This window comes from Streptomyces sannanensis (assembly GCF_039536205.1).
Taxonomy (GTDB): domain Bacteria; phylum Actinomycetota; class Actinomycetes; order Streptomycetales; family Streptomycetaceae; genus Streptomyces; species Streptomyces sannanensis.
Window position 1 is genome coordinate 5,586,848 of sequence record NZ_BAAAYL010000001.1, and the last position, 25,376, is coordinate 5,612,223.

The window sequence follows — 25,376 nt, forward strand, 5'->3', positions numbered from 1 at the left end:
GAGGCGGAGGGTGCGTGAGTCATTCCGCCAACGGCGTGATGTGGATGGCAAAGACACCGAGGGCCTCCTTCTCGGGTGGGTAGATGTCGCGGCAGATGGCCAGCAGCTCGTCGCGGGTCAGTTCTGGGTCGCCCACCGCCGCATTGTCCTCCGTGTCCAGCATCTCCTCGAAGCACGCATACTGCTTGATCGCGGTGATGTGGGTGAGCAGGCTGTCGTCACCCGAGTCGAAGCGGAGGGTGTCCCCGGGCGCGAACTTGCGGATCTTGGCGTAGCCGACGCGGATCTCGACGCTCTTGGATCCCTTGGCGATCAGGTCGAAGTACGGCTTGCGGATGTTGAGGGCGTGCTCTGCGCTCTCCGGCGCGGGCATCGAGGGCTCCTTCATCGAGTGGGGCTGGTGGTGGGGAGCGGGGGACGGGCGCGAGAAGCTCCCGGCCCTGGCGGTGTTCCGGGCGGGACACCGGCCTCGATCAGGTCTCGGCCGAGGCCAGCGCGGCCAGCCAGGTCGGGACCCCTCCGAGCAGCCGGAACAGTCGTACCGCCTCACCCCGCAGCCGGGTCGCCTCCGGTTCGTCCGACACATCGGCGAGGGCGGCCAGCGCGGGTGCGGTGCCGACCAGATAGCCCAGCTCCTCCCGGATGCGCAGGGACTCCGAGAAGCCGTGCCGGGCCTCCGCCGGTTCGCCGTCGCGTAAGGAGAGTCCGGCGAGATGGCGCCAGGTGAAGGAGAGCAGCAGCTGGTCGCCGTGGGCGGTGGCGCCCGCGTGGGCGCGGCGGTACGCGGCGAGGGCGGCGTGCGGGGCGTCGGCGAGGTTCTCGGCGAGCAGGCCGCGCCGGAAGTCCAGCAGGGGGCGTCCCCGGCCTTCGGGGCCGATCAGCGCGGCGGCCCGGCCGAGGGCGGCCCGCGCCTCGTCCGCCCGGTCGCGCACGCCGAGCAGCGTGGACGCGTACGCGAGGTAGCCGCGCTCGCAGGCTGCCGCACCGCGCTCGTCGTCACTCCGTGCCAGTGCCTCGGCGGTCCGCAGGGCGTCCTCCGCCTCGTCCCATCCCGCCTCGGTGTAGAGACACCGCTCGGTCAGCAGCGCGGCGCGATGCACCGCGAAGGCGGCGTCCGCCGCCGCGCGCGGCTCGAGCAGGGCCGCGGCATCCGACCAGCAGCCGCGTGAGCGCAGCCGCCATACCGCGGTCTGGAGTGGATCGTCCCCGGCAGTCGTTCCGTGACCAGACATGGCGGTATACGCCACCTTGCCCTCCCCGTAGCACGCCGTCGAGCTGTTGAGTGGTGGGCGAATCTCAGCACGGATCGGCACGCCGGGCCAAGGGGATGGGTGAAACATTTCACAATCGACGTGACCGCGGCCCGGTTCGATCATGTGCGGCCGCCCGGCCGTACGGGACCGAGCGCGGCGGGGGCGGAGTCGGCGGTCCGGGGGCGTTGCGTACGGTACGAGCACGGGCGGCCCTATTGCCCTCCTCTCGCCTGTTGCAAAGGACCATCGAGCATGACCAGCAAGCCCGCGCAGTTCGACGAGCTGGACCGCAAGATCCTTGCGGCTCTGATCGCGAACGCCAGAACGAGCTTCAACGAGATCGGCGCGACCGTCGGCCTCTCGGCCACCGCGGTCAAACGCCGGGTCGACAAGATGCGTGAGGCCGATCTGATCACAGGGTTCACCGCCACAGTGCGTCCGTCCGCGCTCGGCTGGCGCACCGAAGCGTATGTGGAGGTGTACTGCGACAGTGCCGCGCCGCCCCGGCGGCTGGCCGAGGTGGTGCGCAACTATCCGGAGATCGTGGCGGCCATGACCGTGACCGGCGGCGCCGACGCGCTTCTGCATGTCAGGGCCACCGATGTCGGGCACTTCGAGGAGGTGCTCGAGCGCATCCGGACCGAGCCCTTCATCCGCAAGACGATCAGTTACATGGTCCTGTCGCACCTGCTCACCGGCAGTTCCGAGGCCGCCGGCGGGGCGGCGGCCGGTGACGCAGCGAATCCGCGCTGAGGAACCCTTCTGCGCAGCATCGCTGCGTGGATGCGCAGCTGTGGTTTCTTGTCGCCCGTGTCCTCCGCTTCCTACCGTTTGCAGTGCCCCAGGAGCCCCCAGGAAGCGGAGGAACCCCTCTGTGCCCACCAGCCGTGTGCCGTGCCCCCGGCGCTATCTGGCCTGCGATCCCAGATACTTCGACGTGCAGTACGCCATCAACCCCTGGATGCGTGAGGACGCGCAGGTCGACGTCGGTCTCGCCCGACACCAGTGGGAGACGTTGATCCAGGCCTACCGCGACCACGGCCACACGGTGGAGACCGTGGAGCCGGTCGAGGGCCTGCCGGACATGGTCTTCGCCGCCAACGCGGCGCTCGTCGTGGAGGGCCGGGTCTTCGGCTCCCGCTTCCACGCGCCCCAGCGGCAGCCGGAGACGGCGGCGTACGAGAACTGGTTCAAGGCCGCCGGATTCGACGTCCACGAGCCGGAGTCGGTGTGCGAGGGCGAGGGCGACCTCGTGCCGACGGGCCGCTTCATTCTGGCCGGCACCGGCTTCCGCACGACACGGGAGGCGCACCGGGAGGTCCAGGAGTTCTTCGGCGTGCCGACGATCGGCCTGCAGCTCGTGGACCCGCGTTTCTACCACCTGGACACCGCGTTGTTCGTCCTCGACGACGAGAACATCGCCTACTACCCGCAGGCGTTCTCCGCCGGCAGCCGTGACGTGCTCGAGCGCCTCTACCCGGACGCCGTGATCGCCACCCCGGACGACGCCATGGCGTTCGGACTCAACTCCGTCTCCGACGGACGCCATGTCTTCGTCGCCCCGCAGGCGCACGGCCTCATCGAGCAACTCGCCCGCCGCGGATACGTTCCCGTCCCCGTCGACCTGTCGGAGTTCCAGAAGGCCGGCGGAGGCATCAAGTGCTGCACCCAGGAGATCAGGCCATGACCGCACCCGCCACCGTCACCCCCCGCTCCTCGGCGGAGCTGATCCGCGCGGAAGAGCCGGTACTCGCCCACAACTACCACCCGCTGCCCGTGGTCGTCGCCCACGCCGAGGGCGTCTGGGTCGAGGACGTCGAGGGGTGTCGCTACCTCGACATGCTGGCCGGCTATTCGGCGCTCAACTTCGGCCACCGCCACCCGGCGCTGATCGAGGCCGCGCACCGCCAGCTCGACCAGGTCACCCTCACCTCGCGGGCCTTCCACAACGACCGCCTCGCCGGCTTCGCCGAGGGCCTGGCCCAGCTCACGGGCCTCGACATGGTCCTGCCGATGAACACCGGTGCGGAGGCGGTGGAGAGCGGCATCAAGGTCGCCCGCAAGTGGGCGTACGAAGTGAAGGGCGTACCGGCGGACCGGGCGACGATCGTCGTGGCCGGCGGCAACTTCCACGGCCGTACGACCACCATCGTGAGCTTCTCCGACGACCCGACCGCCCGTGACGGCTTCGGCCCGTTCACCCCGGGCTTCCGTGTCGTGCCCTACAACGACCTCGCGGCGCTGGAAGCCGCCGTGGACGAGACCACGGCCGCCGTCCTGATCGAGCCGATCCAGGGGGAGGCGGGCGTCGTCATTCCCGACGACGGTTATCTGACGGGTGTACGCGAACTGACCCGGCGGGCGGGGTGCCTGTTCATCGCCGACGAGATCCAGTCCGGGCTGGGGCGTACGGGCACCACCCTGGCCGTCGACCACGAGTCCGTGCGGCCGGACGTACTGCTGCTCGGCAAGGCGCTGGGTGGCGGCATCGTCCCGGTCTCCGCCGTCGTCGCCTGCCGCGAGGTCCTCGGAGTCCTGCGCCCGGGCGAGCACGGCTCCACCTTCGGCGGCAACCCGCTGTCCGCCGCGGTCGGTTCGGCCGTCGTCGACCTGCTGGCGACCGGTGAGTTCCAGCGCCGGGCCGCGGAGCTGGGCGAGGTCCTCGGCAGCGGCCTGGCCGCACTCACCGGCAAGGGCATCACGGGCTACCGCGCCCGGGGCCTGTGGGCCGGCGTCGACGTGGACCCCGCGATCGGCACCGGGCGCGAGATCAGCGAACGCCTGATGCGCGAGGGCGTCCTGGTCAAGGACACCCACGGTTCCACGATCCGCCTGGCCCCGCCCCTGACGATCACGCAGGAGGAACTGGAGTCGGCACTGGCCTCCTTGGCGAAGGTGCTGGCCTAGAAGACCGATGAAGATCTTGCTCCTGCCGCCTGACTCGCCCCGGATTGCGGGTAAATGTCAATCGCCATGAACCGGTGCAAGCCGGGCGCGATTTCAAGATCTTCAGGACACTCCTAGGGCGTGTTTCGAAAGTCCCGCCTGGTCGGGAACGCCCGGCACGCACGCTCGCCGCGTTGTCGGTCGTCGGCGCAGCCCGCTGCGCTCTCCTCCCTCCGCCTTGCGATCGCACGCACCAGACGCCCCCGACCCCGCCCTCCGGGCGGACGACGCCACTTTCGAAACACGCCCTAGTGAGCGCGAGGGCGACGTGCCCGTGGGCAAACCGAGTTGACGCCCCGGGTACGTCCCGGTTTTCTTCCAGCATGTCTGATCTTCGTATGGAACAGCCGGACTCCGACGCCGAGTTCGAGGACTGGCAGTACGTCCACAACACGATCATCCCCACCCACATCCTGTCCCTGGACGAGATACGGGAACGGGCACGGCGCAACCACCTGGAGGTCGCGTACCTCGGCGACGTCCTGGTGGGCTGCAGCACGGTGCGCCCGCCGGACGAGACGTTGACGGCCACGGTGATCGCCCGCGTGCTCCCCGCTCACCGTGGCCGGGGGTCTCCACCTGCTGGTCCTGGAAGTCGGGTAAGTGAGCGTAACCATGTATGAGTGTGTGTCGTTGTCAGAGCGTGAATCTGACGGAATGGGCGAAGACGCAGGGCGTGCATCCGCAGACCGCGTATCGCTGGTTCCATGAGGGGACGTTGCCGGTACCGGCTCAGCGCGTCGGGCCACGCACGATCCTGGTGAACATCGACGCGAACACCACGCCCGAGGCCATCGGAGGTCTGGGCCTGTATGCCCGCGTGTCCTCGCACGATCAGAAGACCGATCTGGAACGCCAGGTCGCGCGGCTGTCGGCGTGGGCAGCGAAGGCCGGTCACCGAGTCGTTCGTGTCGAGGCGGAGATCGCTTCCGGGATGAACGGCTGCCGTTCCAAGGCTCGACGTCTGCTGGCCGACCCGAACGTGACCACCGTGGTGGTGGAGCACAAGGACCGGCTCGGCCGGATGAACGTCGAGCTCGTCGAGGCCGCCTTGTCCGCGACGGGCCGTCGCCTGCTGGTACTGGACGACGGCGAGGTCGAAGACGACCTGGTGCGGGACATGGTGGAAGTACTGACGTCGTTCTGCGCCCGCCTGTACGGGCGCAGGTCGGCGAAGAACCGCGCCCGCAAGGCACTGGAAGCCGCCGAACATGGCTGACCTCCGCCCGATCGCCGCGCCGTTCGTCGCTCTCGGCCCGTCCGGTGTGGCGGTACGTACCCGGCTGGGGGACCTCACGCCCGAGGATGAGAAGGTTCTGCGCTTGGTGGGTGCGCACCTGGGCTCGCTCGCCTCGAAGGACCTCAAGGCGCGTTGCGCTGACGGCCTGGAGCACTCCACAGAGTCATGGGCGGCCCGTAAGCGCGACCTGACGGCCGAGTCGTCGTCCAGGTGGGCCGGGTCGATCACGAAGGCCACGCATGACCAGTGGGCGCTCGCCCGGCGCGGCCAGGCCGCGCACGTCCAGTCCCTCGAAGCCGGTATCACGACGATCCGGCACCGGCTGTCGATGCCGGTCGGGGAGAAGGGCACCAAGCGGGCTCCGGGCGGCTACCGCTCCGCGCAGGAGTGGTTCCACAAAGCACGCCGCCTGCATGTCCTGGAGGACCGGCTCGACCAGGTTCGGGCCGACCGGGGAGCGGGCCGGGTGCATGTCGTGCGTGGCGGTAAACGTCTGCTGGGCACCCGTCACAACCTCGACAAGGCGCAGCTCACCGAGGCTGAGTGGCGTGAGCGGTGGGAAGCCGGGCGCTGGTTGCTCCAGGCGGACGGCGAGTCGGGGAAAAGGTTCGGCAACGAGACGATCCGCATCACGCCCGAGGGCGAAGTGTCGATCAAGCTCCCGGCCCCGCGCGCCGACCTGGCGAACGCCAAGCACGGCCGGTACGTACTCGCTGCGAAGGTGCGGTTCCCTCACCGGGGGCAGGAGTGGGCCGACCGTGTGGAGGCGAACCGGGCCGTGGCCTACCGCATCCACTACGACACGCGACGCGGGCGCTGGTACGTGGACGCCTCCTGGCAGATCCCTCCCACCAAGACCATCCCGCTCGAAGCCGCCCTCGCCGATGGCGTGATCGGCGTGGACACCAACGCCGACCACCTCGCCGCATGGCGCCTCGACACTCACGGTAACCCGATCGGCCGGCCGCGCCGGTTCTTCTTCGACCTGTCTCGAGGCGCCCAGCACCGCGACGCCCAGGTACGGCACGCCCTCACGCGGCTGCTGAACTGGGCCAAGACCTGTGGCGTCAAAGCCATCGCGGTCGAAGACCTCGACTTCCAGGCCGAGAAAACCAGAGAGAAGCACGGGCGCAAGCGCCGATTCCGGCAACTCATCTCCAGCATGCCGACCGGCAAGCTCCGCGCCCGGCTGACCTCCATGGCCGACGCCACAGGTATCGCAATCATTGCCGTGGACCCGGCCTACACCAGCAAGTGGGGCGCCCAGCACTGGCAAAAGCCGCTGGCCAGCCCCACCCGTAAGACCACCCGGCACGATGCGGCGAGCATCGCGATCGGGCGACGCGCCCAGGGGCACCCGATCCGGCGACGGACGACACCGCCCCGTGCACACCAGAGCGATGTGCACGGGTATCGGACCGTCCAGGCCGACCGGCGTGCCCCTGGGCGTGAGGGACCCCGCCCCCGCATCCCCGGACCACGGACACGATCCGTGCCGCCGGACGCGGCGAGTACGCGGGCAACCAGGACATCCACAACCGTTCGGGGTGTCCGCAGTGACCAGGTATGGGTCCAAGACTCACTCCTGCTCACTGATTAGGAACGGTTCGGTGAGGAAATCTATGCGCGCGGGCTCGACCGGGCGCGGGAGCTGGGTGCCGAGGCGATCGAGACCGTCGTCCTGTCCTCCAACGAGGACGGGCTGAGGTTCGCGCTGAAGCACGGATTCGTCGAGACCGAGCGTTATCTGCTGCCGGGGGACACCATCCCCTGGGTCGACTTGCGACTCGCCTGACAAGGCCCGATCCGGCCGGATCGCGCGCCGCCGGGCCCGCACGGCGAGTGGGACAGGGAGATGTGAGCGCCCGACGTGGTCCGGACCGACGGCCCGGGGCCGGGCAACGCCGGCGCCAACACCGCCGCCGACCTGAACGGCCACGGCCCGGATGCCGAAGCCCCTCAGCCGTGACCGGCCGGGGGGCTTCACGATGTGGAGGGGGTTCAGTCGGAGGTGATGTTGACCACGGCGGAGCCATAGGCACTGGCGTGCCGCGCGTCGCCCGCATACTGGACGGTGTACTGGACATCGCCCTTGGCCTTTGGACGGTCGGTGTAGCGGAACGTGCCGTCCGCGGCGACGGTCGCGGACCCGATCAGCGTGCCCTCACCCGCCAAGGGGTCGTCGAGCCGCCAGATGTCGACGGTGTTTCCTGCGCCGAACCCCACGGCCGCTTCGAGCTTTCCGGTGAGAGTGAGTTCGTGGTTCCGGGGCGACGAAGCGGGTTCCTGCACGGTGACCGTGGTGGCAACCTGCGGGTGGTCCAGGACCTGCAGCGTCAGGGACGAGGAGCTGCTGTCCTTGGTGACCGCGAAAACCCTGCTGTCGTCCGGAGCCCAGGCCAGACCGGCGGACTGGAGGGTATTGGTGGTGTAGGGGGAAGACGCCGGGAAGTCCCAGGTCTTGAAGGCAGCGGAGTCGCCCGGCGTGAACAGGTGGACGTCGGGGGAGTGGGCGCCGTCGACGCCCGCCGCGATCGTGCCGTCGGGGGAGATGGCCACCGCGTTGGGGTAGTGGCTGGTGGTGTAGCGGCCGTCGTCCGACAGGTCGGCGGTGCGGAACGCCTGGTGGTAATAGGGCGAGGCGCAGGCGACCACAACCCGCCCGCCGTCCGGTGCCAAGGCGAGGTCCTGCAGGCTCGCGCACCCGTCCGGCCCTGGATTGACGCGCTTGGCCTGTGCGTCGGCCTGGCCGGAACTCACGTCGTACACCGCAAGGGCGGCGTAGTTGCCGTCGGACTCGGCGGCGACGAGGGTGTCCGGATCCTGTGGCGCGGCGGCCAGGCGGGGCGCGCCTCGGAACGTGTCGAGGCCCTGGCCCCGCTCGACGACCGGCTCGGCGCCGCTCAGGTCCAGGGAGCCGAGGGCGCCGTGCCACGTGTCGGTGCTGTAGCCGAACCAGATCTTCCCCCCGGCCAGCGCCAGCGAGGTCGGACCGGCGTAGACGCCTGCGCCGGTGCCGGTGTCGTACCGGGCGGTCTCCTGCAGTGTGACGGTGTCGATTGCGGCGATCGCACCGGCGTCCCGGAGTGCCACGTACAGCGTTCTGGAGTCGCTGGAAAGCGCGAGGCCCCACGCGCCGGCCTCGCCGCTGATCTGCTTCACGACCTGGCCCGTGTAGTCGGTCACCAGAACGTTGCCACCGAACGGGTCACTGAGGAACACCTGCTGATGGGCTCCGTCGACAGCCATGTGTCGATACGAGCTGATCGGCAGTGAGGTACTGGTGTCCGCGGCGGCCGTGGTAGTTCCGAAGCCGAGGAGCGTCAGGCCCAGGGCGGCGGAGAGTGCTGTCCTTTCGGCGAACTGTTTTATGCGCAAGTGGGATCGTCCCCTCCAGTAGGACTTCTGCGAGCTCCGCAGAAGGCATGGCGAGCAGAGCGGTTCGGCGCTCTGGCCTCACCGCCACTGTCTTGATCGCAGACTATGGGTTGCCTCTGACAACGCGGCCTCCACGACCAGGAGTTGCCCGGGGGTGCCCACCGGAGGCCCGGGCAACCGTGGTGGCCATGCTGCCGGAGGAACTGATCAGCCCTGACGATCGGGCAAAGCTTCGGCAGGCCGCCGGACTCTTGTGAGGTTTCTGCGTTCAGGCCGCCTGCGGGACAGCAGGGGTTAGCGTGCGCGTTTCACTTGTCGCAGTGTCCGGATCTTGATGTGAAAAGCGAATCCCTGCTGCGCGACCAGGCCGAGGTGTTCGGCCCGGTGGCCTCCACCCCGACCGCGTGGCGGCTGCTGGCCGGTATCGACCCCACTGCACTGCGGCACTGCGCACGGCCCGCGCCGCCGCCCGGGAGGGTCGCCTGGCTGCAGGCCGCCGAGACCGTCAGTGGCATCCCCGCAGCCCAAGCGCATCTTCGCAACCTGGCCCTGGCGGCACGAACTGACCAGCGCATTCGCCCGCCTGGCGGCCCTGCCACGGCCGGCCACCTGAACCGCGGCACCCGTACCTGCCCACCCACAACCTGAGGAAACCGGAGCACCCGACCCACGCGTCGGGCCTCGGCCATGCCCACCCGGCCACGAGCAACCAAAACCACCGCTTCAGCGAGATCAGACCGGCTCAGCCACCCGAAGCGAAACAGGGAGGCTAACTCATCCTGAGCGCCAGGAAGAAGTCCAGCTTGTCCTCCAGGCGCGACAGATCACGGCCGGTCAGCTGCTCGATCCGGCCCACCCGGTAACGCAGGGTGTTGACGTGCAGATGCAGCCGTGCCGCACAGCGGGTCCACGATCCGTCGCAGTCCAGGAACGCCTCCAGCGTGGGGATCAGCTCCGCGCGGTGGCGGCGGTCGTAGTCGTGCAGCGGGTCGAGCAGCCGGGCTGTGAAGGCGCGCCGTACGTCGTCGGGGACGAACGGCAGCAGCAGGACGTGCGAGGCCAGCTCATGGTGGCCGGCCGCGCACACCTCACCGGGGCGGGCGGCCGCCACGCGGCGGGCGTGCCGGGCTTCCTCAAGGGCGCCGCGCAGCCCCTCCGCGGAGTGCACGGGTGCGCTGACGCCGAGGGTCAGCCGTCCGTCCCCGGCGAGGCCCGCGGACAGCGGGGCGCGGACGGCGACCAGCAGGGTGTCGGCGTGCAGCACGGCGGCGCCGGAGCCGCCTTCGGCCTCGGTGCCGGTGCCCAGGGCGGGCAGGGGGACCAGCGCGATCGCCTCGTCGCCCGTGTGGGCGACCGCGATCCGGTCGACGGACTCGCCGCCGGTGGCGGCCGGGTCGACCAGGATCTCCTCCAGCAGCGACTGCGCTGTCGGTCCGGACGCGGTCTCCGCCCCGTCGCGGTTCCAGTCGACGCGGGCCACGACGACCTGCCAGTGCGGTGCCGCGCCGAGGCCGGGCAGGAGCACGGGGGCGGCGATGCGCAGCCTGGCGGCGATCTCGGCGGGCGCGGCGCCGGTCTGCACCAGTTCCAGGACCTCCTGGGCGAGCCTGCGCCGTACCGTGCGGGCCGCGTCGCGTCGGTCGCGTTCGACGGCGATCAGCTGGGTGACGCCCTGGAGCAGGTCCAGCCGGGCCGCGGGCCAGTCGCCCGCATCCGCCTGGACGGCGAGCAGCCAGTCGGAGAGAACCGTCTCGCGTATGTCCTGGGAGACCGGCGCATGGGCGCGTGCGGCTTCGGCGTTCCGGATCGGGAACAGCGAATACGTGGTGCCGCGCACGGTCGTACGGTAGGGGCCGCGGCGTCCGGTGCGGGTGGCGGCCAAGTGCTCCCCGGCGAGCAGCGCACCGGTGCCGGGCGGCAGCTCGGTGCCCGCCCCGGCGATCTGCCGGCCGGCGGGGGAGAGTACCCAGGCCTTCAGGTCCAGGTCGGAGCCGAGCAGGTCGAGGACCACCTCGGGTCCGGTGCCTGCCGGGCCGGAGGTCATCAGCCTGCGGTGGCGGTCCACGACCGCCGCCAGGTCACCGGCGCGCTCGCCGGACACCTGACGCACCACATGCTCGGTGACCGTGGCGAAAGCGACGGATTCGTTCACGGCGAACAGCGGCATCCGGTGCCGGGCGCACGCCTCGAGCAGATCATCGGGGATGGTGCTGAGCTCGGCCTCGCCCGATGCGAGGCCGGCCACACCGGCGCCCGCCAGGATCTGTACGAAGGGCTCGGAGTCCTCAGGCGTACGCCGCCAGGCCAGGCCGGTGAGGACCAGCTCGCCGCCCGAGAGATAGCGGCTGGGATCCCGAAGGTCGGTCGTCATCACGCCGCGCACGGTGCGATCGAGTTCTTCCTCGCCGCCGAGCAGCCGCAGGCCCAGCGCCTCGGTTTCCAGGAGTGCGCGCAGCCGCATCTTCTTGCCGCCGATCTGTCTCGATGGTGCCGTTGGACAGCATCAATTGTTTTCAGGGAAACATGCGAGGCGATTGAGCCCCGCTTTCGTTCGAATCTACAAGACACGGATGCGGACCAGCCAACGCCTTCATGGTTTCGGTGACTGCACCGGGCGGACCATGGCCTGTGTACTGGGTCACACCACGTGAACACCACAGGAACGCCTCATGTGGACCGGCCCGCCCTCCGGATCCCTCCCCGGCGAACGAACGACCCCGAATCAGAAGAAGAGAGCCACTCATGGACTTCCTTCGCCCCGCCAGCTGGGAGGAGGCGCTCGCCGTGAAGGCCGAGCACCCCACCGCTGTGCCCATCGCGGGTGGCACCGATGTGATGGTCGAGATCAACTTCGATCACCGCCGGCCCGAATACCTCCTGGACCTGAACCGCATCGGTGAGCTGGAGGAGTGGGAGGTAGGTGACGAGAACGTCCGGCTGGGCGCCTCCGTTCCCTACACCAGGATCATGGAGCACCTGCGTGCCGAGCTGCCGGGCCTCGCGATCGCCTCCCACACGGTCGCCTCCCCGCAGATCCGTAACCGTGGCGGCGTCGGCGGCAACCTCGGCACCGCCTCCCCGGCCGGCGACGCCCACCCCGCCCTGCTCGCCGCGGGTGCCGAGGTCGAGGCCGAGTCGGTGCGCGGCACCCGGTACATCCCGATCGACGACTTCTACACCGGTGTGAAGCGCAACGCCCTCGCCCCGGACGAGCTCATCAGGGCCGTCCACATCAAGAAGGCGGACGGCCCGCAGCAGTTCTCCAAGGTCGGTACCCGCAACGCGATGGTCATCGCGGTGTGCGCCTTCGCTGTCGCCCTGCATCCCGGGACCCGCACCGTGAGGACGGGCATCGGCTCCGCGGCGCCCACCCCGATCCGGGCCCGCGAGGCCGAGGAGTTCCTGAACGCGGCGCTGGAGGAGGGCGGCTTCTGGGACAACGGCAAGATCATCACCCCCGCGGTCGCCAAGCAGTTCGCCGACCTGTGCTCGGCCGCCTGCAACCCGATCGACGACGTGCGGGGCACCGCGAAGTACCGCCGCCACGCCGTCGGCATCATGGCCCGCCGTCAGCTCGGCTGGGTCTGGGAGCAGTACCGCGGCGCCGGCCGCACGCTTGAAGGAGCTGCCTGACATGCGCGTGAATTTCACGGTCAACGGCCGTAAGCAGACCGCCGACGACGTCTGGGAGGGCGAGAGCCTCCTCTACGTCCTGCGTGAGCGCCTCGGCCTCCCCGGCTCCAAGAACGCGTGCGAGCAGGGTGAGTGCGGTTCCTGCACGGTCCGCCTGGACGGCGTCCCGGTGTGTTCCTGCCTCGTCGCGGCCGGACAGGTCGAGGGCCGCGAGGTCGTCACCGTCGAGGGCCTCGCCGACTACGCCCAGCAGCGCGCCGAGCACGGCGGATGCGCCACGGGCGCCTGCGGCACCTCCCTCCAGGACGCCCAGCAGTGGAGCGCCCAGGGCACCGACTCGCAGACCGGCGAGGGCACCCCGCTGTCCCCGATCCAGCAGGCGTTCATCGACGCCGGCGCCGTGCAGTGCGGCTTCTGCACCCCGGGTCTGCTGGTCGCGGCCGACGAGCTGCTGGAGCGCAACGCCTCCCCTTCCGACGCGGACATCCGCGAGGCGCTCTCCGGCAACCTCTGCCGCTGTACCGGCTACGAGAAGATCCTCGACGCGGTCCGCCTCGCGGCCGCCCGCCAGGGACAGGCGGTCTGACGATGGCACAGAACACACGCACCGCTCCGGCGGGTACGCCCACCAAGGTCACCCAGAACCACAACCGGGGCGGCATCGGCGCGTCCACGCTCCGACCGGACGGCACCCTCAAGGTCACCGGTGAGTTCGCGTACTCCTCCGACATGTGGCACGAGGACATGCTCTGGGGTCATACGCTTCGCAGCACCGTCGCCCACGCCGAGATCGGGAACATCGACATCTCCGAGGCGCTCGCGACGCCCGGCGTCCACGCCGTGCTCACCTACGACGACCTGCCTGCCGAGACGAAGAACTACGGCCTGGAGATCCAGGACACCCCGGTCCTCGCCCACGGCCGGGTCCGGCACCACGGTGAGCCGGTGGCCCTGATCGCCGCCGACCACCCGGAAACCGCCCGCCGCGCGGCCGCCAAAATCAAGATCGACTACAGGGAGCTTCCGGTCGTCACCGACGAGGCCTCCGCCCTCGCGCCGGACGCTCCGCTGCTCCACCCGGGCCGCACCGACCACCACGCCGGTCATGTTCCGCACCCGAACGTCCTGCACCGCCAGCCGATCATCCGCGGCAACGTGGAGGAGGCCCGTAAGAGGGCCGATGTGATCGTCGAGGGCGAATACGTCTTCGGCATGCAGGACCAGGCCTTCCTCGGCCCCGAGTCCGGCCTGGCCGTGCCCGGCGAGGACGGCGGCGTCGACCTCTATGTCGCCACCCAGTGGCTGCACTCGGACCTCCGCCAGATCGCCCCCGTCCTCGGCCTGCCCGAGGAGAAGGTCCGTATGACGCTCTCCGGCGTCGGCGGTGCCTTCGGCGGCCGCGAGGACATCTCGATGCAGATCCACGCCTGCCTGCTGGCCCTGCGGACCAACAAGCCGGTCAAGATGGTCTACAACCGGTTCGAGTCCTTCTTCGGTCATGTGCACCGTCACCCGGCGAAGCTCCGGTACGAGCACGGCGCCACCAAGGACGGCAAGCTCACGCACATGAAGTGCCGGATCGTGCTCGACGGCGGTGCCTACGCCTCGGCCTCCCCGGCCGTCGTCGGCAACGCGTCCTCGCTGTCCGTCGGCCCGTACGTCGTGGACAACGTCGACATCGAAGCCATCGCCCTCTACACCAACAACCCGCCGTGCGGCGCCATGCGCGGCTTCGGTGCCGTCCAGGCGTGCTTCGCGTACGAGGCACAGATGGACAGGCTCGCGGCGAAGCTGGGCATGGACCCGGTCGAGTTCCGCCGGCTCAACGCCATGGAGCAGGGCACGGTCATGCCGACCGGCCAGGTCGTCGACTCACCGGCCCCGGTCGCCGAGCTGCTCCGCCGCGTCAAGGCCCGCCCGCTCCCGCCCGAGCGCCAGTGGGAGGTCGCCGGCGGTGACGCCGACGTCCGCGCCCTGCCCGGCGGCCTGTCCAACACCACGCACGGCGAAGGCGTCGTACGGGGCGTCGGCTACGCGGTCGGCATCAAGAACGTCGGCTTCTCCGAGGGCTTCGACGACTATTCCACCGCCCGCGTGCTTCTGGAGGTCATCAGCGGAGAACCGGTCGCCATGGTGCACACCGCCATGGCGGAGGTCGGCCAGGGTGGTGTCACCGTCCTCGCCCAGATCGCCCGCACGGAGCTGGGTGTCGACCAGGTGACCATCCACCCGGCCGACACCCGGGTCGGCTCCGCCGGTTCCACGTCCGCCTCCCGGCAGACGTATGTCACGGGTGGCGCGGTGAAGAACTCCTGCGAGCTGGTCCGCGAGAAAGTCCTGGAACTGGGCCGCCGCAAGTTCGGCTCGTACCACCCCGCCTGGGCCACCGCCGAGCTGCTGCTCGAGGACGGCAAGGTCGTCACCGACGGCGGCGAGGTTCTCGCCCACCTGGTGGACGTGCTGGAGGACGAGACCGTCGAGATCGAGGCCGAGTGGCGCCACCGCCCGACCGAGGCCCTCGACCTGGTCACCGGTCAGGGCTTCGGCCACGTCCAGTACACCTTCGCCGCGCACCGCGCGGTCGTCGAGGTGGACACCGAACTCGGACTGGTCAAGGTCATCGAGCTGGCCTGTGCGCAGGACGTCGGCAAGCAGCTCAACCCGCTGTCCGTCGTCGGCCAGATCCAGGGCGGCACCACCCAGGGCCTCGGCGTGGCGGTCATGGAGGAGATCATCGTCGACCCGAAGACCGCGAAGGTGCGCAACCCCTCCTTCACGGACTATTTGATCCCCACGATCCTCGACACGCCGACCATCCCCGTCGACGTGCTCGAACTCGCCGACCCGAACGCGCCGTACGGTCTGCGCGGTGTCGGTGAGGCACCGACCCTGTCGTCCACTCCGGCCGTCCTCGCGGCGATCCGGAACGCGACGGGTCTCGAGCTCAACAAGACGCCAGTGCGCCCCGAGCACCTCACCGGCACGCTCTGAGCTCTCTCGGGCTCTCCGGGCGGCGTGCCCCCCAGGGAACGTCACACTTCCGCGGGACCGCCGCCCGGAGCTTCTGTCCCCCACGCCACGTACCGCACCGCTCGCGGTCCGCGCAGCAACAGCCGTACCAGTAGTGCCAGTCCGTCTCGGGCCGCCCCCCCCAGGTCGTGCGCCGGCTCGATTTCCCCCATCCCACAGTCCGATGCGGATGCCCCTGTGAACCTTCCCGCTCCTTCTGGCTGCCGGACTCAGCGTCTCCGGCGTTCTTGCCGCGCAGGGCCCTCCACGCATCCATCACCCCTTCTGAGGAGACCGACATGCTGGACATCGCCGAGGAGCTGAACCGGTGGGTCGAGCAGGGACGTGACTTCGCCGTCGCCACCGTGGTGGCCGTCGCAGGCAGCGCGCCCCGACAGCCGGGAGCGGCCCTCGCCGTCGACAGCGAGGGCACGGCGATCGGGTCGGTCTCCGGCGGCTGCGTGGAGGGCGCCGTCTACGACCTCTGCCGGCAGGCGCTGGAGGACGGCGAAACCGTCGGGGAGCGCTTCGGCTACAGCGACGAGGACGCGTTCGCCGTGGGTCTGACGTGCGGCGGAACCATCGACATCCTCGTCACGCCGATACGCACCGACTCTCCCGCCAGGGAGGTGTTCGCGGCAGCGCTGGCCGCCGCCGCGGGAGGGGAGGCGGCGGCGCTCGCGCGGATCACCGGCGGGCCGGCCGAACTGACGGGCCGCGCACTGCTGGTGCGTACGGACGGTACGTACGAGGGCGGCCTCGGCGGCCACCCCGAACTGGACCGCACCGCGGCCGCCGAAGCCGCCGCCCTGCTGGACGCGGGCCGCACCGGCACCGTCGTCATCGGCGAGGACGGCTCGCGCTGCGGACAGCCGCTCACCCTGCTCGTCGAATCGAGCGTCCCCGCCCCGCGCATGATCGTCTTCGGCGCGATCGACTTCGCTTCGGCGCTGGTACGGGTCGGCAAGTTCCTCGGCTACCACGTCACCGTGTGCGACGCCCGCCCCGTCTTCGCCACGAGGACCCGCTTCCCCGAGGCGGACGAGATCGCCGTCGAATGGCCGCACAGGTACCTGGCGTCGGCCGATGTCGACGGCCGTACGGTCCTGTGCGTCCTCACCCACGACGCCAAGTTCGACGTGCCCCTGCTCGCACTCGCCCTGAAGCTTCCCGTCGCGTACGTCGGCGCGATGGGCTCCCGCCGCACCCACGAGGACCGCAACAGGCGACTGCGCGCGGTCGGTGTCACCGAGCTGGAACTCGCCCGGCTGCGCAGCCCCATCGGCCTCGACCTGGGCGCGCGTACGCCCGAGGAGACCGCGCTGTCGATCGCCGCGGAGATCGTGGCGAACCGACGCGGGGGGAGTGGGGTCGCGCTGACGGGTGCGCGCACGCCGATCCACCACGACGGGCCGGACGCGGTCCGCAACATCGGCTCGGTCGCCTGACGAGGCCCGCTGCCCGCCGGGCGCCCGACCCGCTCGGCGGCGTTCTGTTCTGGTACTGCCCCGCCAGCGCGCCCCGGTTCCGGCATCAACCGGGCGCGGGGCGCGGGTGGTTGTGGGTCAGTTCGTGGACGCGTACGTCACGAAGTCGGTCCACGCCGTCGGCGTGATCGCGAGCTGAGGGCCCTGGACGTTCTTGGAGTCGCGGACGTGGACAGTGCCGGGGGCCGTCGCGATCTCGACGCACGAAGGGCCGTCGGCCGTGCCGTAGCTGCTCTTGAGCCACGCTACCTCGACACAGTTGGGGCCGTCGTTGGTGCTGTAGCTGCTCTTGGTCCACTCCACCGCGGAAGCGTCCCCGGCTGAGGGCTTGAGAGTCATGTCTCGTCCCGTACTTTCTCGATGAAGGCCAGCGACTCCCGAGGCGTGAGAGCCTGGGCCCGGATCATTCCATAACGCATCTCAAGGATCTGGACCTCCCTTGGATCGGAGATCACCCGGCTCGTGAGCTGGACCTCGTCATGTCCGAGCGTGGAGCCGTCCTTGAGCTTCAGTAGTTGAAGCGAGCCGGCGAGTCCAGCATGCTCCTCCGCATTCGTGGGCATCACCTGGATTTCGACATGTCGCAACTTCCCGAATTCCAGCAAGTGTTCGAGCTGGCGCCGCAGCACCATTTTGCCCCCGACCGGACGTCGCAGGGCTGCCTCTTCTTGCACGACAGTCAGCAGGGGTGCGGGACGTCGCTCGAAGAGTGACTGCCGAGCCATGCGCGCCGCCACGAGGCGTTCGAGCTCATCCTCCTCGTAGGCCGGCCGCCGGAGACCGAACAACGCCCGCGCGTACTCCTCGGTCTGAAGAAGGCCATGGACGACTGTATTCACGTATGAACCCAATTCGACGGACTCCGCCTCCAGCTTCGCCAGATCCCGTACCTTCTTCGGGTACCGGGCCTCCGCCACGTCGCCCTTCATCGCAGCGATCTTCCCGCCTGCACCCAGGACTTCGTCCGCTGCGTCCAGGAACTCGGGCTTCGGTACCCGCCTTCCCCGCTCCACGGAGGAGACCATTTCCTCGCTGTACCTGATCGCCGCGCCGAACTCCGCCTGTCGCAGACCGGCGGCCTCCCGCCAGAGTTTGATCTGACGGCCGACCGCCTTCATCACCGCACCGGAGTCGTCCTCCAGGCCGGGGTCCCACCCGTCCGTCGTTGTACCGCCGCTGCCCACGCTCATGCGAGCCCACCTCCGACGTGCCTGTGCCCGACGCCGTACAGCCCGGACGAGGCCCGTTCGCAACCGGACAGCCACTGTCCGTACACGCGTCGCTACTGTTCAGGCTAGTCAGCCCCGGCCACGCTGAGTGACGTGAACCGAGAAATCACCCGAATCGAGCCTTCCGCTCCCGCCCGGCAGTTCACCGTGCTGCTCTCCGCCACCCGCAGGGGTGCTCGTCTGGCCCGTCTGCTCGCGACCGAGCAACTGCGCTCCTGGGGACTGCCGCTCGAGACCGCGGCACTGATTGTTGCCGAGCTGGCGGCGAACGCCGTGCTGCACGGGCTCGTACCGGGCCGGGACTTCCGCCTCACGATCGGCGTTACGGAGACGGCAACGCTCCGTATCGAGGTCACCGACTCCCGCGCGGAACGCCTCCCGGCCATCCGCCCGCGCACCGAGGGCGGCGCCGAGTCAGGGCACGGGCTCCTGCTCGTCGAGGCGCTCGCCGACCGCTGGGGTGTCGTACTGGGTCCGGCCCCTTGCAAAACAGTGTGGGCAGAGCTGGACATCGCGCCCTGAGGCGCCCGCACCGAAGCCCGGAAAGGTGGGCTCCGGCGGTCCAAGCCCTGGGGCTGCGGGACATCAAAAGCCCAAAGAACCCTGGAAAAGAACCAACCCCACCCCACCCAGGCCCGTCACCCTCATGGGTGATCCCGTTCAACAGCCCTGGCGCGCAAGCGGTTCGGCGAGGCAAGCTCGGCCTTGACAACCCCATACATGCGTCGGCCCCGGCCGGGACTGGCATCCCGATCGAGGGCCTGACCACCGAGGAAGACACAGCTTGATGGCCCGGAGCAGCCCGAGCGGTCACCCAGGCGGCGAGTCACCGGGATTCCCGGAGGATGCCCTGGCCTTCAGGCCGGGGAGGTATCCGGTTTCCCGCGTAGCGGGGCAGGAGACGCCGGGCGGTCCGGCGTCCGCCCGGGGAGTGGTGAGGGCGACCTCCAGGAGGTGGAGGATCTCGGAGTTGAGGGACCGCCGGTCCTCGGTGGCCTGGGCGACCACTCGTTCGTGTAGGTCTGCCGGAATCCGGAGTGAGAAAAGAATCATGACGCTACGTTGGAGTCATGATGACGCCAGGTGAAGTCGACGAGGCCGGGCACGCCCGGTACACGTACCGGCTTCGTGTGTCGTCGACCGCCCGGGCGGCGCTGCTGGCGGAGTGGGACCGGTGCCGGTGGATCTGGAACGAGTGCGTCGCGAAGTCCAAGGCCGTCCACGTGCACAACAAGACCACGGGCGAGAAGCGGACCTGTGGCCCGGCGCAGCTCGACAGGATGCTGACCGAGGCGCGGGAGCGTACGCCGTGGCTGCGCGAGGGCTCCAGCGTTGCACAGCAGCAGGTCATCCGGGACTTCGGTAAGTCCCGAGCCAAGGCGCACAAGGACATCCGGGAACGCCTGCCTCAGCGGCAGCGGGCCGGGATGCCGAAGTGGAAGAAGAAGCGCGAGGCCTTGCCGACGCTGAACTGCACCCGGCGCGGGTTCCGGCTGAGGGACGATCGCCTGCACCTGGCGGGCGGGATCGTGCTGACGGTGGTCTGGTCGCGGGAGCTGCCCGCCCAACCCTCCTCGGTGCGTGTGTACCAGGACGGCGTCGGGCACTGGTACTGCTCGTTCGTGGTCCCCGCCGAGGTGCAGCCGCTGCCTCGGACCGGCCGGGTGCTCGGCGTGGACTGGGGCGTGAAGGAGACCGCGACCACCACCTCCGACGCCCACGACCTCCCGCACGCCCAGCACGGCCGCAAGGCCCAGGCCGAGCTGACCCGGTACGACCGGATGACGGCCCGCCGCAGACCGAAGAAGGGGCAGGCCGCCTCGAAGGGCTACCGCGAGGCGAGGAAGTGGCGGGCGAGGACATACGCGAAGATCGCCCGGCAGCGGCAGGACACCGGCCGCAAGTGGGCGAAGAAGGCCGTGACCGACCACGACGCCATCGCCGTCGAGGACTTCCGGCCGAAGTTCCTCGCCAAGTCCTCGATGGCGCGCAAGGCGGCGGACGCCGCGATCGGCGCCACCAAGAAGGCCCTGATCGAGATGGGCCGCAAGCACGAGCGGGACATCCGTCTCGTGCATCCCGCGCACACCACCATGGACTGCGCATCGTGCGGAGCGAGAACCAAGCACGCACTGCCGCTGTCCGAGCGCACCTACACCTGCACCACGTGCGGAGCCGTTTCCCCCAGAGACAAGAACTCCGCCCGCGTGATGCTCGTCCGGGCAGGTCTGAACCCGGCTGGCGCCGAGGGCCTAAGCCTTGATCCACCGAGCAATAGCCGGTTCAGGGCTTGGACATGTAGACGCGGATGCCCTCTGAGCTGGGATGATGGGACTTCCTACGGTTCCACATCCACAGAGCAAGAGAACACCCGCGAGATGCAATCTTCCCATGCCGCGTCGGCGGTGTCCGCCGCGTTCGACGACACGAATCTGGTCGCGTATGCCGGGCTGGTCCCGGTGATGCGGCTGGCCGAGCGGTGCGGGCTTGCCCGTCTGGCGGCGGAGAAGGTGAAGCTGACCGGGGCGAAGAACAGCGCGGGTGCCGCAGCGGACGCCAAGGTCACCAGCATCGTGGCCGGCATGGTCGCAGGCGCGGACAGCATCGACGACCTGGACGTCCTGCGGCACGGTGCGATGCCGACCCTGTTTGGCGGCATCCGTGCCCCGTCCACGCTCGGCACGTTCCTGCGCGCCTTCACCCACGGTCACGCACTCCAGCTCCACGCCGTGCACCGCAGATTCCTGGCCGCACTGGCCACGCACACCCCATTGCTGCCCGGTTCCGCCGAGAAGGCATTCATCGATGTCGACTCCACCCACAAGCGGGTCTACGGACGCGCCAAACAGGGCGCCGAGTACGGCCGGTTCAAGGGCGTCCGCACCCTGCACCCCCTGCTCGCCACGATCTGTACCCCCCGCTCCCGCCCGGTGATCGCCGGGGTCCGGATGCGCCGCGGCAAGTCCGCCGACTCCCGCGGCGCCCCGAAGTTCGTCAGTGAAGCCCTGGCCACCGCCGCCGAGGCCGGCTGCACCGGCATGCGCATCCTGCGCGCGGACTCGCAGTTCTACAACGCCGGTGTGATCGCCGCCTGCCGCCGGGCCGGATCCCACTTCTCGATCACCACCGGCATGAACCCTTCCATCAAACGGGCCGTCCACAGCATCCCCGACCAGGCATGGCAGCAGATCACCTATCCCACCGCCGTGCCCGACCCCGAAACCGGCGAGCTCATCTCAGACGCCGAAGTCGCCGAGATACCCGCCTACACCGCGTTCGCCAGCCGCAAGAAGGCGGAGCAGGTCACGGCCCGGCTGATCGTGCGCCGGGTCCGTGACCTGGCCAAGCCCGCCGTCGTGGGTGAGCAGGGCGAACTGTTCCCGGTCTGGCGCTACCACCCGTTCATCACCGACAACCCCGCCCAGACCCTGCAAGCCGAGCGGGAACACCGCCACCATGCCGTTGTCGAACAAGTCATCGCGGACAGCAAGGCCTCAGCCCTGGCCCACCTGCCCTCCGGACACTTCAACGCCAACGCGGCCTGGCTCACTCTGTGGGCCGTGGCCTACAACCTGCTGCGGGCCACCGGCGCACTGACCTCCGCCTTCCACGCCAAGGCCACCACCGCCACCCTCCGCGCCCACCTGGTCCACGTCCCCGCCAGGATTGCCCGCTCAGCGCGACGCATCACCCTGCACCTGCCCCACAACTGGCCCTGGCAGCACGCCTGGACACACCTCTTCGACACCATCCACGGACCAGCCGGCTGACCCGAACCGCCCCTGCCCACCCCGCCCGCCAGGGCCCAACCGGAACCGAACACGTGGAAACGCTGGGCAGACCAGCAGCTACACGCTGCCCAAGCCCAACGACCATCCCGAAACGGGCTCAGGATCAGTCAGAAGACCACTTTCAGACCACGTCGGTGGATCAAGGCTAAGACCTCCGGGAGCGCTGCTCCCAGAGGCAGCCTGAGCCAGGAATCCCCCGTCAGCCCTGAAGGAGGGAATCCCTCCCTTCAGGGAGGGGAGCAGTCAAAACAGGGCAAACGTTGCCTGATACAGCACTAGTTGTCACCCTTGACGTCCATTGACCTGCGGCTTCGATCAGGCAAAGCACGGCGGTTGTCACCAGGTCGGCACGCCGCGCGTCACCAGCATGGATCACGAGCTGCGGTCCGTTCAGCTGAAGGGAACGGCGTCCGCCGGGGCGGTGTGCCAGTTGGTGACGATCGGGTCCTCGACAGTGATGGTGCCGACCGGCAGGGAAACCGGGTTGGGGTCGTTGTCGCCGACGGCGACGATGATGCTGCCCAGTTCCTTGCCACCGTTTGTGTTGGTGGTCTTCGGGTTCACCCCGGCGTAGGCGGCGGTGCTCCCGCTCAGCTTGATCTGCTTGCCGGTGGCCTGCTCCGCGGGACCCGCCTCGGTGCCGTCGGATCCGAACGCCACGGTCGGATGCGTGGCGGGCAGGTAGCAGGTGATCCCCGACTTCGCCTTCGCGATGATCAGGATGTATCCGCCGGCCTGGGTCTCGGACCTGGTGCTCCAGGAGATGTCGTTGGCGCCGCAGCTCTGCCCGACCGGCTCCCGCCCGCCGTTGCCGGTGTTGGCGCCGGCGCCGGCGCCGGAGCCGGAGCCGGAGCTGGCCGCGGTTCCCTTGCCCTTCGCGTCGGTTCCCTTGCCGGTGCCCTGGTTACTACCCGCGGTCGACGAGCCGGACGGGGTGTCCGCATTGCCGGTCGTAGTGGCGGACGAAGAACCCTTCCCGGCGCCAGTGTCCGTGGCCGCGCCCGAGTCCTGGCACGCCGTCATCAGCATGGCGCCGCCCACGAGGACTGTGGAGACGAGAAAGGCCTTGCGACGGTTGCCGGACATGAAATCCCCTTGGTAATCAGTGGTTGAGGTCGAAGCGGTTTCGGCTTCTTGGTGCTTGCTTGATCACTATGAGGGGTCTGTGAGCCGAGGAGATCCGGCGTCTTCGTTCCGGGACATGGCTGTCGCAGACCGGTGACATGATCACGAAGTGGAAGGAACACAGGGGCAGTTGTTGTCACCAGGACCACCGAACGGCCACTGCCTTCCGATCGACCCGGTGTACCTGTCCTGGTGGGCCTCCCAGACGCGGGGCAGGGGCTCTCGCCTCATCGACCTGGCCGCGCATATCACCAGCGCCCGGCCCGCCTACGTGGTGCACCGCGTGGCCCAGTGCCTCGCCGGGTCCTTCGCGGTCCGGCTGATCCGCTGCAGTTTCTGGCCCTCGTCCATCGTGGCCGGCCGGACGAACACACTCGGTCGACGCCCCACGACCACCTCCAAGATCAAGCCCTGGAGACAGTCTGCTGGTCGGCGAGAGCAGGGTCGATTACCCGGCCAAGGATGCGTGACGAGCCACTAGCCCGCTTTCTTCTCCGGCCGTCGACCGGTCCGCCGCTCGCGTCCCCAGGCGGCCAGCGGTTGGAGTGCGTTGTTGAGGCGTCTGCCGTTCTCGGTCAGTGAGTACTCGACGCGGGGCGGGACCTCGTCGTAGGAGACACGGTGCACGATGCCGTCCGCCTCCATCTCGCGCAGGTGGGAGGCGAGCACCTTCTCGGTGATGCCCGGAAGCAGCCGGCGCAGCTCGCCGAAGCGGCGGTGGGGGTGCTCGTGGAGCGCCCAGAGGATCAGCACCTTCCACTTGCCGCCGATTACCTCCATCGCGATGTCGATCCCGCAGACGTGTCCGTCTGGTGCGCCCGGCCGGTTCAGCGTCGTCATGCTTACCCCTTCTGACCTGCTCGCTCACCCCGGCGTAACCACCCACTCCGAAGTGCGTACTTGATCACTCCCGGGCCTGCGACCAGCCTAATCGGCATGGCACAGAACACTGTTGAGAAGACCTCCGTCACACTGCTGGGCCTCGGCGCGATGGGCACCGCGCTGGCCCGTGGCTGGCTTGCCGCCGGCCATCCGCTCACCGTCTGGAACCGCACCCCGGCCCGCGCCGCGGCGCTCGCCGCCGAGGGTGCGAGGGTCGCGGACAGCGCCGCCGAGGCGGTCGCCGCGAACACCCTGGTCGTCGTCTGTCTGCTGGACGACACCTCGGTCGGCGAGGCGCTGACCGGCGCCGACCTGGCTGGCCGGGACCTGGTCAACCTGACCACCAGCACCCCTGCCCAGGCTCGTGCCCGCGCCGAGTGGGCCGGTGAGCGCGGCGCCCGCTACCTGGACGGCGGGATCATGGCTGTCCCTTCGATGATCGGCGTCCCGGAGGCCGGCGGCTACGTCTTCTACAGCGGCTCGCGGGAGCTGTTCGAGCGGCACCGGGAGACGTTGGAGGTCCCGGCCGGCACCACCTACGTCGGCGCGGACGCCGGTTTCGCGGCCCTGTACGACGTGGCCCTGCTCAGCGCCATGTACGGGATGTTCGCCGGGGCCGCGCACGCCTTCGCCCTGATCCGCAAGGAGGACATCGCCCCGGCGTCGCTCGCCCCGCTGCTCGCAGACTGGCTCGTCGCGATGGCTCCGGCAGTGCACCAGACCGCCGATCGGCTGCGGAGCGGCGACTACACCAAGGGCGTCGTCTCCAACCTCGCCATGCAGGTGGCCGGCACGCCCACCTTTCTGAGCACCGCCGAGCAGCAGGGCGTCAGCCCGGAACTGCTCAGCCCCTACTTCAAGCTGATGCGCCGCCGTCTGGCCGAGGGCGGCGGCGAGGAGGACCTGACGGGTGTGATCGACCTGCTGGTGCACTGACCGGCCGCGACGCAGCCGCGTCAGGGTCGGCCATCGGTCGCGACGCACACCCCGTTTAGGACGGTGAGGTCCGCGCGGTGCGGTGGGGCCGACAGCAGGGCGAGGACGTCGGCGGGGGCTGGGCCGTCGGCGGGAGGCGGAGCGGCGAGGGCGGCCTGTGCGCCGGCGTCGTCCCTCCAGGCCTCGGTGACGTGGACCGTATCCGGGTCGGCTGTGTCCTGGCTGATCAGGTAGATCTCGCAGCCCGGGAAGCCGCGCGGCCTCTCCGCGACCCTTAGCAGGACGGCGGCAGTTCACCGCCCCTGCCCGGGCGCGCGGTCATGGTCATCAGTCGGCCGATCATGCTCAGACCAGGGTGGAGATGCAGAACGGGTGGCCGGCAGGGTCCAGCAGGACCCTCCACCGATCAGGTTGCGGCTGAGCCGCGGGCTCGACGGCGTCAAGGGCCGGCAGCCGGGCCGCCTGGC

At 69.7% G+C, this 25,376-nt stretch carries 23 protein-coding genes and 4 pseudogenes; 16 read left to right on the forward strand and 11 right to left on the reverse strand.

Annotated elements, in window-relative coordinates:
* Positions 1-19 precede the first annotated feature (19 nt).
* Both ABD858_RS26055 and ABD858_RS26060 read right to left on the reverse strand, forming a co-directional pair.
* On the reverse strand, positions 20-373 hold the full coding sequence (locus tag ABD858_RS26055) for an ASCH domain-containing protein (RefSeq protein WP_345041870.1): 354 nt from the start codon (positions 371-373) through the stop codon (positions 20-22).
* A gap of 100 nt (positions 374-473) precedes the next feature.
* Positions 474-1,247, reverse strand: a complete 774-nt coding sequence (locus tag ABD858_RS26060) for a hypothetical protein (protein WP_345041872.1) — start codon at positions 1,245-1,247, stop codon at positions 474-476.
* Between the two features lie 258 nt (positions 1,248-1,505).
* Here ABD858_RS26060 and ABD858_RS26065 point away from each other — a divergent pair, with 258 nt between their 5' ends.
* From ABD858_RS26065 to ABD858_RS26095, 7 genes and pseudogenes are all read left to right on the forward strand, one after another.
* Positions 1,506-2,006 carry an Lrp/AsnC family transcriptional regulator gene (locus tag ABD858_RS26065; RefSeq protein WP_345041874.1) on the forward strand — a complete coding sequence of 167 codons (501 nt, stop codon included), beginning with the start codon at positions 1,506-1,508 and terminating at the stop codon, positions 2,004-2,006.
* A 121-nt stretch (positions 2,007-2,127) separates the two neighbouring features.
* Complete coding sequence (gene ddaH, locus ABD858_RS26070; RefSeq protein WP_345041876.1) at positions 2,128-2,940, forward strand: dimethylargininase; 813 nt, start codon at positions 2,128-2,130, stop codon at positions 2,938-2,940.
* Entirely contained in the window at positions 2,937-4,160 is a 1,224-nt protein-coding gene (gene rocD, locus ABD858_RS26075; protein WP_345041878.1) for an ornithine--oxo-acid transaminase, read from the forward strand. Before ddaH ends, rocD begins: the two co-directional genes overlap by 4 nt.
* Before the next feature lie 362 nt (positions 4,161-4,522).
* Positions 4,523-4,771 (forward strand): annotated as a pseudogene (locus ABD858_RS26080) (GNAT family N-acetyltransferase); the annotation flags it as partial.
* A gap of 71 nt (positions 4,772-4,842) precedes the next feature.
* A complete protein-coding gene (locus tag ABD858_RS26085) occupies positions 4,843-5,418 on the forward strand; it encodes an IS607 family transposase (protein ID WP_345041881.1) in 576 nt (191 codons plus the stop codon).
* Positions 5,411-7,039 carry an IS200/IS605 family accessory protein TnpB-related protein gene (locus ABD858_RS26090; protein ID WP_345041883.1) on the forward strand — a complete coding sequence of 543 codons (1,629 nt, stop codon included), beginning with the start codon at positions 5,411-5,413 and terminating at the stop codon, positions 7,037-7,039. The genes ABD858_RS26085 and ABD858_RS26090 overlap by 8 nt, the downstream gene beginning before the upstream one ends.
* A 6-nt stretch (positions 7,040-7,045) precedes the next feature.
* A pseudogene (locus tag ABD858_RS26095) lies at positions 7,046-7,234 on the forward strand (GNAT family N-acetyltransferase); the annotation flags it as partial.
* 206 nt (positions 7,235-7,440) lie between these two features.
* Here ABD858_RS26095 and ABD858_RS26100 read toward each other — a convergent pair.
* Positions 7,441-8,688 (reverse strand): YncE family protein, encoded by a 1,248-nt coding sequence (locus tag ABD858_RS26100; RefSeq protein ID WP_345041886.1) that lies wholly within the window; start codon positions 8,686-8,688, stop codon positions 7,441-7,443.
* A gap of 465 nt (positions 8,689-9,153) precedes the next feature.
* Here ABD858_RS26100 and ABD858_RS26105 point away from each other — a divergent pair, with 465 nt between their 5' ends.
* On the forward strand, positions 9,154-9,465 hold the full coding sequence (locus ABD858_RS26105; protein ID WP_345045110.1) for a hypothetical protein: 312 nt from the start codon (positions 9,154-9,156) through the stop codon (positions 9,463-9,465).
* 121 nt (positions 9,466-9,586) lie between these two features.
* Here ABD858_RS26105 and ABD858_RS26110 read toward each other — a convergent pair whose 3' ends face one another.
* Complete coding sequence (locus ABD858_RS26110; RefSeq protein WP_345041888.1) at positions 9,587-11,278, reverse strand: PucR family transcriptional regulator; 1,692 nt, start codon at positions 11,276-11,278, stop codon at positions 9,587-9,589.
* Positions 11,279-11,559: 281 nt separating this feature from the next.
* Here ABD858_RS26110 and ABD858_RS26115 point away from each other — a divergent pair, with 281 nt between their 5' ends.
* The 4 genes from ABD858_RS26115 (at position 11,560) to ABD858_RS26130 (ending at position 16,907) form a co-directional block, all read left to right on the forward strand.
* A complete protein-coding gene (locus tag ABD858_RS26115; RefSeq protein ID WP_345041890.1) occupies positions 11,560-12,450 on the forward strand; it encodes an FAD binding domain-containing protein in 891 nt (296 codons plus the stop codon).
* Between the two features lies 1 nt (position 12,451).
* Positions 12,452-13,036, forward strand: a complete 585-nt coding sequence (locus ABD858_RS26120; RefSeq protein ID WP_345041892.1) for a (2Fe-2S)-binding protein — start codon at positions 12,452-12,454, stop codon at positions 13,034-13,036.
* A 2-nt stretch (positions 13,037-13,038) separates the two neighbouring features.
* The gene (pucD, locus tag ABD858_RS26125; RefSeq protein ID WP_345041895.1) at positions 13,039-15,441 is read left to right on the forward strand and encodes a xanthine dehydrogenase subunit D; all 2,403 of its coding nucleotides are present in this window, start codon (positions 13,039-13,041) and stop codon (positions 15,439-15,441) included.
* A 317-nt stretch (positions 15,442-15,758) separates the two neighbouring features.
* Positions 15,759-16,907 (forward strand): XdhC family protein, encoded by a 1,149-nt coding sequence (locus ABD858_RS26130; protein ID WP_345041897.1) that lies wholly within the window; start codon positions 15,759-15,761, stop codon positions 16,905-16,907.
* A 117-nt stretch (positions 16,908-17,024) separates the two neighbouring features.
* Here ABD858_RS26130 and ABD858_RS26135 read toward each other — a convergent pair whose 3' ends face one another.
* Together ABD858_RS26135 and ABD858_RS26140 are read right to left on the reverse strand one after the other, a co-directional pair.
* Positions 17,025-17,285, reverse strand: a complete 261-nt coding sequence (locus ABD858_RS26135) for a DUF397 domain-containing protein (RefSeq protein WP_345041899.1) — start codon at positions 17,283-17,285, stop codon at positions 17,025-17,027.
* Complete coding sequence (locus ABD858_RS26140) at positions 17,282-18,064, reverse strand: helix-turn-helix domain-containing protein (protein ID WP_345044871.1); 783 nt, start codon at positions 18,062-18,064, stop codon at positions 17,282-17,284. The genes ABD858_RS26135 and ABD858_RS26140 overlap by 4 nt, the downstream gene beginning before the upstream one ends.
* A gap of 204 nt (positions 18,065-18,268) precedes the next feature.
* On the opposite strand from ABD858_RS26140, the gene ABD858_RS26145 reads away from it, so the two are divergent.
* The gene (locus tag ABD858_RS26145; RefSeq protein ID WP_345041901.1) at positions 18,269-18,697 is read left to right on the forward strand and encodes an ATP-binding protein; all 429 of its coding nucleotides are present in this window, start codon (positions 18,269-18,271) and stop codon (positions 18,695-18,697) included.
* Positions 18,698-18,985: 288 nt separating this feature from the next.
* On the opposite strand, the gene ABD858_RS26150 is transcribed toward ABD858_RS26145, so the two are convergent.
* Complete coding sequence (locus ABD858_RS26150; RefSeq protein WP_345041904.1) at positions 18,986-19,228, reverse strand: Arc family DNA-binding protein; 243 nt, start codon at positions 19,226-19,228, stop codon at positions 18,986-18,988.
* A 17-nt stretch (positions 19,229-19,245) separates the two neighbouring features.
* Here ABD858_RS26150 and ABD858_RS26155 point away from each other — a divergent pair.
* Positions 19,246-20,427 (forward strand): annotated as a pseudogene (locus ABD858_RS26155) (RNA-guided endonuclease InsQ/TnpB family protein); the annotation flags it as partial.
* A 126-nt stretch (positions 20,428-20,553) separates the two neighbouring features.
* Entirely contained in the window at positions 20,554-21,945 is a 1,392-nt protein-coding gene (locus ABD858_RS26160; protein WP_345044874.1) for an IS1380 family transposase, read from the forward strand.
* A 411-nt stretch (positions 21,946-22,356) separates the two neighbouring features.
* Here the strand turns inward: ABD858_RS26160 and ABD858_RS26165 are convergent, their stop codons facing one another.
* Together ABD858_RS26165 and ABD858_RS26170 are read right to left on the reverse strand one after the other, a co-directional pair.
* Positions 22,357-23,052: a DUF4232 domain-containing protein gene (locus ABD858_RS26165; protein ID WP_345041906.1), complete on the reverse strand. Its 696-nt coding sequence runs from the start codon at positions 23,050-23,052 to the stop codon at positions 22,357-22,359.
* Positions 23,053-23,568: 516 nt separating this feature from the next.
* Entirely contained in the window at positions 23,569-23,931 is a 363-nt protein-coding gene (locus tag ABD858_RS26170; protein ID WP_345041908.1) for a winged helix-turn-helix transcriptional regulator, read from the reverse strand.
* Positions 23,932-24,027: 96 nt separating this feature from the next.
* On the opposite strand from ABD858_RS26170, the gene ABD858_RS26175 reads away from it, so the two are divergent.
* Positions 24,028-24,909, forward strand: coding sequence for an NAD(P)-dependent oxidoreductase (locus ABD858_RS26175; protein ID WP_345041910.1), 882 nt, complete (start codon positions 24,028-24,030; stop codon positions 24,907-24,909).
* Positions 24,910-24,929: 20 nt separating this feature from the next.
* On the opposite strand, the gene ABD858_RS26180 is transcribed toward ABD858_RS26175, so the two are convergent.
* Both ABD858_RS26180 and ABD858_RS26185 read right to left on the reverse strand, forming a co-directional pair.
* Positions 24,930-25,190, reverse strand: a complete 261-nt coding sequence (locus tag ABD858_RS26180) for a putative quinol monooxygenase (RefSeq protein WP_345044877.1) — start codon at positions 25,188-25,190, stop codon at positions 24,930-24,932.
* A gap of 64 nt (positions 25,191-25,254) precedes the next feature.
* A pseudogene (locus tag ABD858_RS26185) lies at positions 25,255-25,365 on the reverse strand (VOC family protein); the annotation flags it as partial.
* Positions 25,366-25,376: the final 11 nt, after the last annotated feature.

Coding starts and splice junctions, on each gene's coding strand:
- ABD858_RS26055 (WP_345041870.1), bottom strand. CDS start 373: ATGCCCGCGCCGGAGAGCGCAGAGCACGCCCTCAACATCCGCAAGCCG.
- ABD858_RS26065 (WP_345041874.1), top strand. CDS start 1,506: ATGACCAGCAAGCCCGCGCAGTTCGACGAGCTGGACCGCAAGATCCTT.
- rocD (WP_345041878.1), top strand. CDS start 2,937: ATGACCGCACCCGCCACCGTCACCCCCCGCTCCTCGGCGGAGCTGATC.
- ABD858_RS26090 (WP_345041883.1), top strand. CDS start 5,411: ATGGCTGACCTCCGCCCGATCGCCGCGCCGTTCGTCGCTCTCGGCCCG.
- ABD858_RS26100 (WP_345041886.1), bottom strand. CDS start 8,688: ATGGCTGTCGACGGAGCCCATCAGCAGGTGTTCCTCAGTGACCCGTTC.
- ABD858_RS26110 (WP_345041888.1), bottom strand. CDS start 11,278: ATGCGGCTGCGCGCACTCCTGGAAACCGAGGCGCTGGGCCTGCGGCTG.
- ABD858_RS26115 (WP_345041890.1), top strand. CDS start 11,560: ATGGACTTCCTTCGCCCCGCCAGCTGGGAGGAGGCGCTCGCCGTGAAG.
- ABD858_RS26120 (WP_345041892.1), top strand. CDS start 12,452: ATGCGCGTGAATTTCACGGTCAACGGCCGTAAGCAGACCGCCGACGAC.
- pucD (WP_345041895.1), top strand. CDS start 13,039: ATGGCACAGAACACACGCACCGCTCCGGCGGGTACGCCCACCAAGGTC.
- ABD858_RS26130 (WP_345041897.1), top strand. CDS start 15,759: ATGCTGGACATCGCCGAGGAGCTGAACCGGTGGGTCGAGCAGGGACGT.
- ABD858_RS26135 (WP_345041899.1), bottom strand. CDS start 17,285: ATGACTCTCAAGCCCTCAGCCGGGGACGCTTCCGCGGTGGAGTGGACC.
- ABD858_RS26140 (WP_345044871.1), bottom strand. CDS start 18,064: ATGAAGGCGGTCGGCCGTCAGATCAAACTCTGGCGGGAGGCCGCCGGT.
- ABD858_RS26150 (WP_345041904.1), bottom strand. CDS start 19,228: ATGATTCTTTTCTCACTCCGGATTCCGGCAGACCTACACGAACGAGTG.
- ABD858_RS26160 (WP_345044874.1), top strand. CDS start 20,554: ATGCAATCTTCCCATGCCGCGTCGGCGGTGTCCGCCGCGTTCGACGAC.
- ABD858_RS26165 (WP_345041906.1), bottom strand. CDS start 23,052: ATGTCCGGCAACCGTCGCAAGGCCTTTCTCGTCTCCACAGTCCTCGTG.
- ABD858_RS26170 (WP_345041908.1), bottom strand. CDS start 23,931: ATGACGACGCTGAACCGGCCGGGCGCACCAGACGGACACGTCTGCGGG.
- ABD858_RS26175 (WP_345041910.1), top strand. CDS start 24,028: ATGGCACAGAACACTGTTGAGAAGACCTCCGTCACACTGCTGGGCCTC.